Source organism: Mycolicibacterium brumae (genome assembly GCF_025215495.1).
GTDB lineage: Bacteria > Actinomycetota > Actinomycetes > Mycobacteriales > Mycobacteriaceae > Mycobacterium > Mycobacterium brumae.
Window position 1 is genome coordinate 3,332,863 of sequence record NZ_CP104302.1, and the last position, 12,755, is coordinate 3,345,617.

Consider the following 12,755-nt stretch of genomic DNA (forward strand, 5'->3'; position numbering starts at 1 on the left):
ACTAGCTCTCCGTATTCTCGTGCGCCATCGGCTCCGCCGAGGCGGCGGTTTCGACGGCAGCAGTGTCGTCGCTGGCCGCACGGCCGGCGTCGGTGCTGGTGGCAGTGGTGCCCGAGGCCCCACTGCGGCGCGGACGGGTGCCCGTCGGCCGCTCCCGGCGGGGGCGGTCGGCGGGCGCGCCGGCGGCCAGCTCACGCTTGCCACCGACGATGTCACCCTTGTAGATCCAGACCTTCACGCCGATCCGGCCGAAGGTGGTCTTGGCCTCGTACAGGCCGTAGTCGATGTCGGCGCGCAGCGTGTGCAGCGGCACCCGGCCTTCGCGGTAGAACTCCGAGCGGCTCATCTCGGCGCCGCCGAGGCGGCCAGAGCACTGCACGCGGATGCCCTTGACGTTGGGCTGGCGCATCGCCGACTGGATCGCCTTGCGCATCGCGCGACGGAACGCCACACGGTTGCTCAGCTGCTCGGCGACGCCCTGGGCCACCAGCTGCGCCTGGGCCTCGGGGTTCTTCACCTCGAGGATGTTCAGCTGGACCTGCTTGCCGGTCAGCTTCTCCAGGTCGGTGCGGATCCGGTCGGCCTCGGCGCCGCGGCGGCCGATGACGATGCCCGGCCGGGCGGTGTGGATGTCGACACGGACCCGGTCACGGGTGCGCTCGATCTCGACGTCGGCGATGCCGGCCCGCTCCAGGCCGGTGGCCAGCAGCTTGCGGATCGCGACGTCTTCCTTGACGTAGTCGGCGTACTGCTTGTCGGCGTACCACCGGGACTTCCAGTCGGTGGTGATGCCGAGCCGGAAGCCGTGGGGGTTGATCTTCTGGCCCACTAGTTCGAGCCTCCCTTCGCTTCGCTGGAAGCCTTAGTGGTTGCCTTCTTCTCCGCGGCGGCCTTGCTGCCCTGGGCGCGCCGGGCGCGCGCGCCCGAGCTGCTCTTGGCGGCGTCCTTCTTGGGGGGACGGCTCTCCACGATGACGGTGATGTGGCTGGTCCGCTTGCGGATCCGGTAGGCGCGGCCCTGGGCACGCGGCCGGATACGCTTGGCGGTCGGGCCCTCGTCGGCGTAGACGGTGGCCACCACCAGGGTGGCCGGGTCCAGGCCGTCATTGTTCTGGGCGTTGGCGGCGGCGGAGGCGATCACCTTGGCGACCGGCTCGCTGGCGGCCTGGGGCGCCCAGCGCAGGATGTCGAGGGCTTCCTCGACGGACTTGCCGCGGACCAGGTCGATGACCCGGCGAGCCTTGCTCGCCGACACGCGGACGAACCGGGCCTGCGCAGAGGCGGACGGGTATTCGGTAACGGTAGTCATTAGCGGCGCTTGCTCTTCCGGTCGTCCTTGATGTGACCCTTGAAGGTCCGCGTCGGGGCGAATTCGCCCAGCTTGTGCCCGACCATCGATTCGCTGACGAACACCGGCACATGCTTGCGGCCGTCGTGGACGGCGAAGGTGTGTCCGATGAAGTCGGGGAGGATGGTCGACCGACGGGACCAGGTCTTGATGACCTGCTTGGTGTTCTTCTCGTTCTGGGCGTCGACCTTCTTGAGCAGATGGTCGTCGACGAACGGGCCCTTCTTGAGGCTGCGTGGCATCGCTGGTTACTCCCTAGCGCTTCTTGCCGGTGCGCCGGCGGCGGACGATGAGCTTGTCGCTCGGCTTATTGGGCTTGCGGGTGCGGCCCTCGGGCTTGCCCCACGGGCTGACCGGGTGGCGACCACCGGAGGTCTTGCCCTCACCACCACCATGCGGGTGGTCGACCGGGTTCATGACGACACCGCGGACGGTCGGGCGCTTGCCCTTCCACCGCATCCGGCCGGCCTTGCCCCAGTTGATGTTGGCCTGCTCGGCGTTGCCGACCTCGCCGACGGTGGCGCGGCAGCGCACGTCGACGCGGCGGATCTCACCGGAAGGCATACGCAGCGTGGCGTAGGCGCCTTCCTTGCCCAGCAGCTGGATGCTGGCGCCGGCGGAGCGGCCCAGCTTGGCGCCGCCGCCCGGGCGCAGTTCCACGGCGTGGATCAGCGTGCCGGCCGGGATGTTGCGCATCGGCAGGTTGTTGCCGGGCTTGATGTCGGCGTTCGGCCCGGACTCGATCACGTCGCCCTGCTTGATGCCCTGCGGCGCGATGATGTAGCGCTTCTCGCCGTCGACAAAGTGCAGCAGCGCGATGTTCGCGGTGCGGTTCGGGTCGTACTCGACGTGCGCGACCTTGGCGTTGACGCCGTCCTTGTCATTGCGACGGAAGTCGATGACGCGGTAGGCGCGCTTGTGGCCGCCACCCTTGTGCCGGGTGGTGATACGGCCGTGGGCGTTGCGTCCGCCGGTGCTGTGCAGCGGGCGAACCAGCGACTTCTCCGGATGGTCGCGCGTGATCTCGGCGAAATCGGAGACGCTAGAACCGCGGCGACCGGGGGTCGTCGGCTTGTACTTGCGAATTCCCATCAGTGGATTCCTCTAGTCGTCGCCGGGCCGTCAGGCCGGCGCTCCGAACACGTCAATCGGCTGCTCGCCGGCGGCCAGGGTGACGATCGCGCGCTTGGTGCTCTTGCGCACGCCGTAGCCGGCGCGGGTCCGCTTGCGCTTGCCCTGCCGGTTGGCGGTGTTCACCGAGTCGACCTTGACCTTGTAGATCTTCTCGATGGCGATCTTGATCTGCGTCTTGTTCGAGTCCGGGTGGACCAGGAACGTGTAGACGTTGCCCTCGATGAGGCCGTAAGCCTTCTCCGAGATGACCGGGGCCAAGATGATGTCGTGGGGGGCGGTCAGGGTTGCCATCAGGCCGACACCTCCTGCTTGGTGTTCGCGTCGATGTACGCCGTGAGGGCCTCCACCGAGAACACCACGTCGTCGGCGTTGAGCACGTCGTAGGTGTTCAGCTGGTCGGGAGAAACAATGTGCACACCCGGCAGGTTGCGCACGCTCTTCTCGCCGACCTCGTCGGTGCGGCCGATGACCACGAGCACCTTCTTGTTCCCGGTCAGGCTGGCCAGGAATTCCTTGGCGCTCTTGGTCGACGGGGTCTGGCCGCTGACCAGCTCGGTGACCGCGTGGATGCGGTCGTTGCGGGCCCGGTCGGTCAGAGCGCCACGCAGTGCGGCGGCGATCATCTTCTTCGGGGTCCGCTGGCTGTAGTCACGCGGCTTGGGGCCGTGGACGGCGCCGCCACCGGTGTACTGCGGGGCGCGGGTCGAACCCTGACGGGCGCGGCCGGTGCCCTTCTGCCGGTACGGCTTCTTGCCACCGCCGCGGACCTCGCCGCGGGTCTTGGTGGAGTGGGTGCCCTGCCGAGCGGCGGCCAACTGCGCGACGACCACCTGGTGCATCAGCGCGATGTTGGGCTCCACGTCGAAGAGCGCAGCCGGCAGCTCGATGCTGCCGTCGGACTTGCCGCCCGGGGTCCGGACGTCAATCTTCGTTGCCATAACTACTTCTCACCTCGTTTGATCGCGGTGCGAACCATGACGAGGCCGCCGTTGCGGCCGGGGATGGCGCCCTTGATCAGCAGCACGCCGTTCTCGGCGTCGACCTTGTGCACCTTCAGGTTCTGAGTGGTGACCTTCTCGTTGCCCATCCGGCCGGACATCCGGGTGCCCTTGAAGACACGGCCCGGGGTGGCGCAGCCACCGATGGAGCCGGGCCGGCGGTGCACGGCCTGCGCGCCGTGGCTGGCGCCCTGGCCGCGGAAGCCGTGCCGCTTCATGGTGCCGGCGAAGCCCTTGCCCTTGCTGGTGCCGGTGACGTCGACGTAAGCGCCGTCGGCGAAGATCTCGGCGGTCAGCTCCTGGCCGACCTCGTAATCAGCGGCCGCGGCCTCGTCGTCCAGGCGCAGCTCGGCCAGGTGCCGACGCGGGTTGACCCCGGCGGCGCCGAACTGACCGGTGACCGGCTTGTTGACCTTGCGCGGGCTGATCTCGCCGTAGGCGAGCTGCACGGCGCTGTAGCCGTCGCGCTCCTCGGTGCGGATGCGGGTCACCACGTTGGGGCCCGCCTTGACGACAGTCACCGGGACGACCTTGTTGTTCTCGTCGAACACCTGCGTCATGCCCAGCTTGGTGCCCAGAATGCCTTTCCTAGCCATATCTCTGGTCTCCTACTGGATGTTCACGTCGACGGAGGCCGGCAGGTCGATGCGCATCAGCGCGTCAACCGTCTTCGGCGTCGGGTCGAGGATGTCGATGAGCCGCTTGTGGGTGCGCATCTCGAAATGCTCGCGGCTGTCCTTGTACTTGTGCGGCGACCGGATAACGCAGTACACGTTCTTCTCGGTCGGCAGCGGCACCGGGCCGACCACACTGGCGCCCGTCCGGGTGACCGTCTCCACGATCTTGCGCGCCGAGGCGTCAATCGCCTCGTGGTCGTAGGCCTTGAGCCTGATGCGGATCTTCTGTCCCGCCACGCTTCTCCTACCTCACTGTTATGCCTGGGTGACCCCAGACGTGGTGCCTCCGGCGCATTGCGCGCTCGACTGCCGCCGCTGTTTACCTGTCTAAGTGCTCCGGCCCCCCGCGGTCGGGCGTGTCGCCCGCTCGCGCCCGCGAAAACCCCTGATAATCGGTGTTCTCCTGGGTGGACCGAAGGCGTCCGTGTGGACGCCGCTCGTATGCCCGGCCAGGCGCGAACCCGGCTCAAGGCAACCCGAACAGTATGCCCTAGATCGGCGCGGGCTCCAAATCGCAGGTGGAACGCTCGTGAGCGGCCCGCCCGTCGGCCCGTCCCAGTGTGCCACCTGGGCGTTTGGGGATCGCGGGTCGGGCGTCGCGCTCTGCCCCGGTCGCCGTTCTGCGCGGCAGCTGGCGCGGTTCCGCGTGGCTCTATTAAGCGCCGAGCGCGCAGATATATTCGTTTTCTGGATTCAGCGGAGATCGAATCGCCCAACCACCTCGACCTCCACCGCGAACCGGTCGCATACCCGCGCCGGGTATCCGCCGGTTTTCTGCACCAGGCCGATCCGGGTGACGCCCGGGGAGACCGCGAGGTAGACATCGGCGTAGCGGCCGGGTTCCCCGCCCTCGAGTGGGCGTGCGCGCGGGGAATAGATGGACACCCGCGGGCGCAGGACGTCCCAGTCCGGCCCGTCCTCGTCAGCCCACTGGCACCCGGTGGCCTCATAGTCGCCGGGCAGCATGATCGCCAGGTACTTGCCGACGGCGACCCGGACGGCGCCGTCACGGTCCAGTTTGGTGACGACCACGTCGGGGTACCGGTACGAGCAGCCGCCGAACAGCCACATCACGACCGCCAGTAGGACGGCCACGGTCACCATCGTCTTGCGGACCATGCCGAACAACGCTAGCGGCGCCCGCGCAGGTCCCCGGGCAGCAGTTTCGGCGCTATCTTACTTTGGAGTAAGGTCGGCACATGGGTTCCTCTCCTACGTATAAGGCCTGGCAGAAACTGCAGGGCAAGCCGGCCGGCTCCGCGCTGTTCTCCGCGGCGATGATGGCCCGAGTCCCCTACTTCGCCTCTGTGATGCCGCGCGTGCAAAAGATGGCGCCGGGTTACTGCGAGGTGACCGCGCCGAAATGGATCGGCGTCTACAACCACATCGGCACCTTCCACGCCATCGCGGCCTGCAATCTGGCCGAGGTGTCGATGGGCATGCTGATGGAAGCGACGGTTCCCTCGTCGCACCGCTGGATCCCCAAGGCGATGAACGTTCAGTACTTGGGCAAGGCCACCACGTCGCTGCGGGCGGTCGCCACTCTCGACATTCCCGACTTCGACGCGATCACCGAAGGGACCGACGTCGTGGTGCCGGTGTCCATCACCGACCGCAACGGCGACGAGGTGGTTTCCGCGGAGATCACCACCTGGGTGACACCGGCCTGAGGCCATCGTGGCCGGACGGCAGTACCGACAAGGTTGTTTCATGGAACGCTTTTGTCGTGAGCAGCTCGACCGGACGAACCAGCGCTGTGGACGGCCTGCGGTGGTGCGCATGCGGCCAAACCCCGACCGGCGTTGGTCATTCAGAATGATCTGTTCGCTACGAAGGGCTCCCTTGTTGGCCTGGCCCAGTGACTGATGGAATCCGTTCTGACCGCACGACGCTGGCTGGCCCGGGTGGCCGCCATCGTCGCGCTCACGGCGGCCGTCGCGGCGGGCTGGCTGATCTGGCAGGCGCTCAACAGCTCGCAGTGGGCCAACGATTTCGAGAACGGCACCCGCGACTACCGGGGCGGAGAGGGTCTCGATGACGTCGGGGTCCTGTTCATGGCGGCAGTGGTCGTCGGATGTCTGGGAACCGGGCGAGCGGCGGTCGGCTGCCGCATCGTCGCCGGCATCATCGCCGGCGGATTCGCGCTGCTGGCGCTATCGCCTTGAGCATCGGATCAGCTGAGCCCTCGCGCAGAATAGTGGTCGGCGAGCACCCGGACGCCTGGTGAACTTCACCGCGGCGCCGGTGGAACGCGCGCACGGGAGACTTATCGGAGATGACACCGCAGCAAAACCATCGCGGGTCTGGAGCGTCAGTGCGACGGTCGCAGTGGATCTCCCTGCTCGCCTATGCGGGAATCTACCTGTACGCCTACCGCTGAACGTCTTTCGTCAAAACGTGTGCGAAATCGGGGTGGCCACTGACGCATTGCCGTTTACCCCCAGCTTTTCGCGCACGTTTTGACGAACATCAGCACCGCCGACGGCGGCGACCTCAGCGATGCCACGTTAGGACGCGCCCGGAATCCGAAACGACCGAGCTCAGCGCACGAGGTGTCAGCTGGAAAGCAGGTTGGCCTGTTGGTCGGGGCTAAACGCGGCGATGGCAGCGCCGACGATGATCGCGCCGCGGGCCGGGTCGCCATTGGGATCGGCGGTCTTGGACAGCTCCACCGCCGGAACACGCGGTCAGGATGGTGGCCGTGGCTGGCAGCGCGAGGAGCAGAATCCGAGTGCGCATGAGGTCGGTCCGTTCGGTCCTGGTGATATCGCTCGCGGGACGCCACCGTCTGTGCCGACACCCAGCGCACGCGAATTCTGGCGGGCGTTAGCGTTACCCAAATGGAGCACACCAGCTGGTCGGACGACGACGGCGGACGGGCCTTCCTGCGCGCGCTGCCGGTGCTGGCCGGCGAGGCGCCCGAGTTCGACATCGACCAGGCCCCGAGCGACCCGGCCACGCTCTTCGCCCAGTGGCTGCGCCAAGCCGTCGCCGCTGAAGTGCCCGAACCGCACGCGATGACGCTTTCCACCATTGACGCCCTCGGCTTTCCGCGCGCCCGGGTGCTGATCGTCAAGTCCGTCGACGCCGACGGCTGGCATTTCGCCGCTGTTTCGGCCAGCCAGAAGGGCGCGGACCTGTCCGCGAACCCCGTCGCGGCGCTGACGTTCCACTGGCCGGCCGTGGTCCGGCAGGTTCGGGTGGTGGGCGACATCGTCGACGACGGACCCGCCGCGGCGGCCGCCGATTTCCGCGCTCGCCCGCTGGAATCCCGGGCCCAGGCGCTGACCCTGCGGCAAAGCACCCCGATGGCCGACCCCGGCGAAATGGACACCGAGATCGACAAGGCCCGGCGCAAGCTGGCCGACGATCCGGATCTGACACCCGTGGAGTGGCTGTCCTACTGCGTGCGCCCCGCCGAGGTCGAATTCTGGCAGGGCTACCCGGACCGCCGGCACCTGCGACTGTCCTATCGGCGCGCGGACGACGGGTGGGACCGAATCCGGCTCTGGCCGTGAATTCTTCAGCGCGCCAGGGAGTTCCAGAATTCGCAGTGGTGCGCGGTGGCGAACGTCGTCATCGTCCGGGGACCGTCCGGGCGCAGTGACAGCACCTCACCCGTACGCCATCGCGGCCAGTCCGGTGCGCCGGGAACCGCGGGCGCGCCGTAGCTGGCGAACGCCGACCAGTAGCGAATCATCTGCTCCGACAACCGAACTTGACTGGCAGTGAGGTCCGGTGCGCCACCGATCTCGAACAGCGAACGCAACTCCAGTGAATGCGCCGCGCCGACCCGGAACGGCACTCGCTGCAACGACACCGGTGTTGGCGGGTCTGGATCGTCAAACTCATAGGCGTACACCGGAACTCGTCGAGACAGCAACGAGGCCATGCGTGCCGTCGGGCAGGAGAAGACCCCGTCGGTGACTGCTTCGGCGAACCGCCCGATGACCTCGTCGCCCGGATGAAGCGGGTACCGATCGGCAACCGCGGCCGCATCGTCACCGAAGACCGATCTCAGCAGACCGGGATACTCTGCGGCGCTGGGCAATTCGTGCGTCCGCAGATAGGTGATCGCGGTGAACAGGGTGAACTCGTCGGCGGTGGTTCCGATCATCACCGGAACCCGGGCCGTACCCGGCTCACCCAGCCGGCTCATCGCCGCCGCCGGCAGTTCCGGCGTGCCATACACCGGTCCGGTGACCCGGTTGTGGGCGTAGCGGACATACCAAGGCGACCCGCGCAGCTCGGCAGCCGGAAGCGCCCGCAAACACCGCGCAACGTCAGACCCGTCCGGGCAGCCGACCGATCGGGCGTACTCCCGGCCGACAGCGCGGGCGGACTCCAGGTCCACCTGGTTCTGACACGGCCCGCTGGCCAAGATCGCGGCGTGAAACAGTCCGGCCGAGCCCGGGGCCGACAGGTGGTCGCAGACCGCCATCGCGCCCGCCGACTCCCCGGCGATGGTCACCCGGTTCGGATCTCCGCCGAACGCGGCGATACTGTCCCGGACCCAGCGCAGCGCCAGCTGCTGGTCGGTGAAGCCGAAGTTGCCGTCCTCCAGCTGCGGATGCGCCAGAAACCCAAGTGCCCCAAGGCGATAGTTCACCGTGACAACAACCAGATCGCCGTCGACGGCGAGTCGTCGGGCTTGGTAGAGACTGGCGCTGCCGGAGGCGAACCCACCGCCGTGGAACCACACCAGCACGGGCTTCGCGGGCGCGCCGACCGGCGCCCAGACGTTCAGCGTCAGGCAGTCTTCAGCGTCGGAGCCGCCCTCCTGAACGCAGCGCGGCGACGGCGCGGTCGCATCGCGAAGGCCCGTCCACGGGGCGGCCGGAATCGCGTGCTTCCAGCGCAGCGGGCCCACCGGCGGGGCGGCGTAGGGGATGCCCTGATACACCGAGTAGCCGGCGCCGGACACGCCGCGCACCGCGCCGGCGGCGGTCTGGCGCAGCGCGAGCGGCTCGGACCAGGCGGCCGGCGTCATGATCGGGCCGTCGGGAGCGGGTGTCGATGCGACGCCGACGCACCCGGTCACCGCCAGCAGCATCGCCAGCGCGATCGGCCACGCGGCGCGCAACCACCAAGCCTTCGTTCGATCCCCCACAGTTTTCGACCCTACGGGACGTCCACGGGCGCCGGCTGCGGCCGATCTGCCCGGACCCCAGTCCTGTTACGCCCAGGGGTGTTTCAGCTGCGCAGCTGTGGCAGCAACGGCTCTATGGTGCGTCCCCGCACCGCCGAGGCCCACAGTCCGGCCCCGTAGGCCATATCGTCGAGCCGCCTGATCAGCAGGTACGCCAGCGGCCCGATGGGTTTCACCTCGTCGGCCGCCGCGTCTCGATGCGCGAGCCAGTCCGCGACACCGTCGACCACGGCCGCCAGCAGCACGATGTGACGCCACCGGGGCGCCAACAGCGCCGCAACAGCCGCGACCGGCCAGTAGTGCCGACAGATCGCCGAGGCGAGCTGCAGCACGGCCTCCCCCAGCCCGCGGGCGGCCACCGCCGCGACGTCGCCAACGGTGGCCTCCGGCACTCGCATCCCCTGCGCCAATCGGCCGCCGGCCATCCCCGCCGCGAACACCGCCGCGAACGCCCCGAGCCTGGTGCCGATCAGCAGTAGCAGCCACGGCAGTGTCGACCACGCCGAGAGCAGCACCGGGGCCACCTTGCCCGGATGGCGTTCGGCCAGCGGTCCCGACGAGAGGCCGGACTGCGCGCGCCGCTTCATCCATTCCAATGGTCGGCTGCCGTAATCGTGGGAGACCAGAGCGATGGGTTCGTAGCGCAGCCGGGCGCCGACCTCAGTCAACCTCCAGCACAGGTCGATGTCCTCGCCGCACGACATCGACTCGTCGAAACCGGCGACCGAGCGCAACGCGTCGACGCGGGCCACGATCGCCGCGCTGGGCACGTGCGACACCGCGCCGTAGGCCACCACCGGGGCCTCCCGCTTACCGAGGTCCAGTGACGACCGCACGGCCTCGTAGCGCGCCAGCAGGTTCTCCGACCCCGGCATCCCGACAATGCGCGGCGCCACCAGCGCCACCGCCGGATCGCAAAAGTGCCCGAGCAGCGCTTCCATCCAGCCGCGGCGCGGGGTCACATCGGAGTCCAGGAACGCCACGAAGTCGGTCTGACAGGCCGCCAGCCCGAGGTTGCGCGCGGCGGCGCGGCCCCGCGGCCGCTCGTTGCGTAGGATCCGCACGTCACAGCTGCTGGCGTCGAAGTCGCTGTCCCGCAATGGATCAACGGATCCGTCGTCGACGACGATGACCTTCATGCCGCGCAAGGTGTTGAGCAACCGCACTACCCCGGCGATATTGTCACAGACCGGGATGACGATGGTGACGTCCAGATAGGACGGGCCACTGGCCGGTCGCGGGTGCGCGACGGTGGCGTCCAAGAGTGTGCGGGCCAGTTCCGCGGACTGCGCGTCGCGGACCTCAAGGCGGCCACCGTCGAGCATGCCGCCGGCCTCGGGCTGTAAGCGCAGCAGGCGGGCCGGCGACCCACCGAGCAACGCCGTGCCCGCGCCGAGCACCCGAACCCGTCGGTCCACCTGCACCGCGAAACCGTCGGGAAGCCGCGGCCCCGCCGTGTCGACGGGCCCCCGCTGCCGTGTGTCCCCCAAGATCTACCCCTCACCCACCGCGGTCCCGCCGACACCGCGCTCGATCGGTTTAGAGCGTCCAGTTCCGGCAGCAGCGACCACGAGAGGTGATGTTAGGCGGTATCCACCCGAATATCACCGGTTGATCGCCGTCAATTTGCCCAAGCCGTTCCTCGCCTGCCGCGCGGGTCACCGGGGTCACGCCAGCCCCGTGAGTCACGACTTTTCTGGACTCAGTCCGGCCCGATCACCTCGGCGATCGGCACGCCGGCCGCGATCTTTCCGCGGGCTTTGGTCACCCGGCCCGGTATCCCGGCGCCCACCGCGCCGACCAGAATCCCGTCGCGCTCGTAGTACGCCAGGAACGCCCGCCCATCGTCGTCCACCACGTGCACCACGTCGCCGTCCTTCATCGCGCCCAGACTCTGCAGCTTGACGTCATACTGGTCACTCCAAAAGAACGGCACCACAACAGTTTCCGGAATCTGACCACCGAGGATCGCCGGAACCAGCACGCGCGCCTGCTCGGCCACGTTGCTCCAGTGCTCCGGGCGCGCCAGCACCCCGTCACGGTCTCGCCAGGCCGCCACGTCGCCGGCCGCCCACACATGCGGCGCGCTGGCGCGCCCGACGTTGTCGCAGATCACGCCGTCGCCGACCTCGACGCCCGAACCCTCCAGCCAGTCCGTCGCCGGCGTCGACCCGATGCCCAGCACCACCAGGTCCGCGTCGATCTCGACGCCGTCACCCAGCGTGACAGCCCGCACCCGGTCCTCGCCGGACACCGCGCGCACTCCGACACCAGTGCGGACGTCGACCCCCTCGGCGCGATGCAACCGGGCGACCAGCGCTCCGATCTGCTCGCCGAGCACCCCCGCCAGCGGTTGCGCGGCCGGTTCCACCAGAACCACCTCGAGGCCCATCGCGCGCAGGCTGGCGGTCACTTCGCAGCCGATGAATCCGGCGCCGACGACGACCGCCCGGCGCGCGCCGGCGGCGTCGGCGCTCAGCGCAGCCTTGTCGTCGACGAACCGGAGCACATGCACGCCGGGAAGGTCGAAGCCGGGAATTCTCCTGGGCCGCAATCCCGTTGCGATGATCAGCTCGTCGTAGCCGAGCTCGGTCCCGTCGGCCAGCCGCACGACACGCGTCGCAGTGTCCAGCCCGACGGCCGGCGACCCGAGCCGCAGCGTGATGTTCTGGTCGGCGTAGAACTGCGCGGGTTTGAGCGTGGTGTCCACGCTCGGATCGCGCAACGCCTCCTTCGACAGCGGTGGACGGTCATACGGCAGATGGGGCTCCTCGCCGACGATGGTCAGCGGGCCGTCGTACCCACCGCGACGGAGTTGCTCACTGAGGCGCACGGCCGCCAGGCCGGCGCCGACGATCACGATTCCCTGTTTGGCCACGGTCTGTTCATACACGACCGCGGACCGACGTCGGGGTTCAGCCGCCGGATCGGGCCCGGTCGATGAGGTTGGTCAGCACCACGATGGACTCGCTGCGTTCGATGTCCGCGCTGCAGCGGATCCGCTCCAACGCGTTCTCCAGGTGCTGCATGTCCCGGGCCAGCACGTGCAGGATGGCGTCCGCGGTGCCGGTGACGGTGGCGGCGCTCACCACCTCCGGAATATCGGCCCAGGCGCGCCGCAGCACCTCCGGCGAGATGGTGCCGTGACAGTACACCTGCACGAAAGCCTCGGTGTGCCAACCCAATGCGCTGCGGTCGACCACGGTGGTGAAACCGCGGATCACCCCGGCGCCGACCAACCGGTCGACGCGGCGCTTGACCGCCGGGGCGGACAAGTTGACCTTGGCGCCGATCTCGGCGAACGTCGCCCGCGCGTGCTCGGCGAGCTCGGTCAGAATCAGCTCGTCGGTCCGGTCCAAGTGATGCACCACACAGCCCTCCTCCTCACACACAATAAAACGCCGTAATGGCGGCCGCAGCGCATTGATCAGTGTGCTAACTCGCAATGCA

General features: G+C 68.6%; 16 protein-coding genes. 3 read left to right on the forward strand and 13 right to left on the reverse strand.

All coding sequences use genetic code 11. The annotated features are described in order from the left end of the window. Position 1: 1 nt before the first annotated feature. The 9 genes from rpsC to L2Z93_RS16270 all read right to left on the reverse strand — a co-directional run bounded on the left by rpsC (position 2) and on the right by L2Z93_RS16270 (position 5,275). Positions 2 to 829, reverse strand: coding sequence for a 30S ribosomal protein S3 (gene rpsC, locus L2Z93_RS16230; RefSeq protein ID WP_090588316.1), 828 nt, complete (start codon positions 827 to 829; stop codon positions 2 to 4). Then, a complete protein-coding gene (gene rplV, locus L2Z93_RS16235) occupies positions 829 to 1,308 on the reverse strand; it encodes a 50S ribosomal protein L22 (RefSeq protein WP_090588318.1) in 480 nt (159 codons plus the stop codon). The genes rpsC and rplV overlap by 1 nt, the downstream gene beginning before the upstream one ends. Further along, positions 1,308 to 1,589 (reverse strand): 30S ribosomal protein S19, encoded by a 282-nt coding sequence (gene rpsS, locus L2Z93_RS16240; RefSeq protein WP_090588320.1) that lies wholly within the window; start codon positions 1,587 to 1,589, stop codon positions 1,308 to 1,310. Before rpsS ends, rplV begins: the two co-directional genes overlap by 1 nt. Positions 1,590 to 1,602: 13 nt before the next feature. Beyond that, complete coding sequence (gene rplB, locus L2Z93_RS16245; RefSeq protein ID WP_090588323.1) at positions 1,603 to 2,439, reverse strand: 50S ribosomal protein L2; 837 nt, start codon at positions 2,437 to 2,439, stop codon at positions 1,603 to 1,605. A gap of 30 nt (positions 2,440 to 2,469) precedes the next feature. Beyond that, complete coding sequence (rplW, locus tag L2Z93_RS16250; protein WP_090588326.1) at positions 2,470 to 2,772, reverse strand: 50S ribosomal protein L23; 303 nt, start codon at positions 2,770 to 2,772, stop codon at positions 2,470 to 2,472. Beyond that, complete coding sequence (gene rplD, locus L2Z93_RS16255) at positions 2,772 to 3,419, reverse strand: 50S ribosomal protein L4 (RefSeq protein ID WP_090588328.1); 648 nt, start codon at positions 3,417 to 3,419, stop codon at positions 2,772 to 2,774. Before rplD ends, rplW begins: the two co-directional genes overlap by 1 nt. Before the next feature lie 2 nt (positions 3,420 to 3,421). Then, complete coding sequence (gene rplC / locus L2Z93_RS16260; protein WP_090588331.1) at positions 3,422 to 4,075, reverse strand: 50S ribosomal protein L3; 654 nt, start codon at positions 4,073 to 4,075, stop codon at positions 3,422 to 3,424. Between the two features lie 12 nt (positions 4,076 to 4,087). Beyond that, on the reverse strand, positions 4,088 to 4,393 hold the full coding sequence (rpsJ, locus tag L2Z93_RS16265; RefSeq protein ID WP_003883485.1) for a 30S ribosomal protein S10: 306 nt from the start codon (positions 4,391 to 4,393) through the stop codon (positions 4,088 to 4,090). Positions 4,394 to 4,849: 456 nt separating this feature from the next. Beyond that, on the reverse strand, positions 4,850 to 5,275 hold the full coding sequence (locus L2Z93_RS16270; RefSeq protein ID WP_090588334.1) for a hypothetical protein: 426 nt from the start codon (positions 5,273 to 5,275) through the stop codon (positions 4,850 to 4,852). Positions 5,276 to 5,355: 80 nt separating this feature from the next. On the opposite strand from L2Z93_RS16270, the gene L2Z93_RS16275 reads away from it, so the two are divergent. The 3 genes from L2Z93_RS16275 to L2Z93_RS16285 all read left to right on the forward strand — a co-directional run bounded on the left by L2Z93_RS16275 (position 5,356) and on the right by L2Z93_RS16285 (position 7,674). Next, complete coding sequence (locus tag L2Z93_RS16275; protein ID WP_090588337.1) at positions 5,356 to 5,826, forward strand: hotdog fold domain-containing protein; 471 nt, start codon at positions 5,356 to 5,358, stop codon at positions 5,824 to 5,826. Positions 5,827 to 6,021: 195 nt separating this feature from the next. Then, on the forward strand, positions 6,022 to 6,321 hold the full coding sequence (locus tag L2Z93_RS16280) for a hypothetical protein (RefSeq protein ID WP_090588339.1): 300 nt from the start codon (positions 6,022 to 6,024) through the stop codon (positions 6,319 to 6,321). 675 nt (positions 6,322 to 6,996) lie between these two features. Beyond that, a complete protein-coding gene (locus tag L2Z93_RS16285) occupies positions 6,997 to 7,674 on the forward strand; it encodes a pyridoxine/pyridoxamine 5'-phosphate oxidase (RefSeq protein ID WP_090588343.1) in 678 nt (225 codons plus the stop codon). Between the two features lie 5 nt (positions 7,675 to 7,679). Here the strand turns inward: L2Z93_RS16285 and L2Z93_RS16290 are convergent, their stop codons facing one another. From L2Z93_RS16290 to L2Z93_RS16305, 4 genes are all read right to left on the reverse strand, one after another. After that, complete coding sequence (locus L2Z93_RS16290; protein WP_306439054.1) at positions 7,680 to 9,266, reverse strand: carboxylesterase/lipase family protein; 1,587 nt, start codon at positions 9,264 to 9,266, stop codon at positions 7,680 to 7,682. 83 nt (positions 9,267 to 9,349) lie between these two features. After that, positions 9,350 to 10,795 carry a mycofactocin biosynthesis glycosyltransferase MftF gene (mftF, locus tag L2Z93_RS16295; protein WP_090588349.1) on the reverse strand — a complete coding sequence of 482 codons (1,446 nt, stop codon included), beginning with the start codon at positions 10,793 to 10,795 and terminating at the stop codon, positions 9,350 to 9,352. Positions 10,796 to 11,007: 212 nt separating this feature from the next. Further along, positions 11,008 to 12,183: an NAD(P)/FAD-dependent oxidoreductase gene (locus tag L2Z93_RS16300; protein ID WP_234786089.1), complete on the reverse strand. Its 1,176-nt coding sequence runs from the start codon at positions 12,181 to 12,183 to the stop codon at positions 11,008 to 11,010. Between the two features lie 37 nt (positions 12,184 to 12,220). Then, positions 12,221 to 12,673, reverse strand: a complete 453-nt coding sequence (locus L2Z93_RS16305) for an Rv2324 family transcriptional regulator (RefSeq protein WP_090588879.1) — start codon at positions 12,671 to 12,673, stop codon at positions 12,221 to 12,223. Positions 12,674 to 12,755: the final 82 nt, after the last annotated feature.

What these genes read in the sequence shown, in the direction of transcription:
- L2Z93_RS16285 (WP_090588343.1), top strand. Translation starts at nt 6,997, where the DNA reads ATGGAGCACACCAGCTGGTCGGACGACGACGGCGGACGGGCCTTCCTG.
- rplD (WP_090588328.1), bottom strand. Translation starts at nt 3,419, where the DNA reads ATGGCAACGAAGATTGACGTCCGGACCCCGGGCGGCAAGTCCGACGGC.
- rplV (WP_090588318.1), bottom strand. Translation starts at nt 1,308, where the DNA reads ATGACTACCGTTACCGAATACCCGTCCGCCTCTGCGCAGGCCCGGTTC.
- rplC (WP_090588331.1), bottom strand. Translation starts at nt 4,075, where the DNA reads ATGGCTAGGAAAGGCATTCTGGGCACCAAGCTGGGCATGACGCAGGTG.
- L2Z93_RS16270 (WP_090588334.1), bottom strand. Translation starts at nt 5,275, where the DNA reads ATGGTCCGCAAGACGATGGTGACCGTGGCCGTCCTACTGGCGGTCGTG.
- rplB (WP_090588323.1), bottom strand. Translation starts at nt 2,439, where the DNA reads ATGGGAATTCGCAAGTACAAGCCGACGACCCCCGGTCGCCGCGGTTCT.
- L2Z93_RS16275 (WP_090588337.1), top strand. Translation starts at nt 5,356, where the DNA reads ATGGGTTCCTCTCCTACGTATAAGGCCTGGCAGAAACTGCAGGGCAAG.
- L2Z93_RS16280 (WP_090588339.1), top strand. Translation starts at nt 6,022, where the DNA reads ATGGAATCCGTTCTGACCGCACGACGCTGGCTGGCCCGGGTGGCCGCC.
- rplW (WP_090588326.1), bottom strand. Translation starts at nt 2,772, where the DNA reads ATGGCAACCCTGACCGCCCCCCACGACATCATCTTGGCCCCGGTCATC.
- rpsS (WP_090588320.1), bottom strand. Translation starts at nt 1,589, where the DNA reads ATGCCACGCAGCCTCAAGAAGGGCCCGTTCGTCGACGACCATCTGCTC.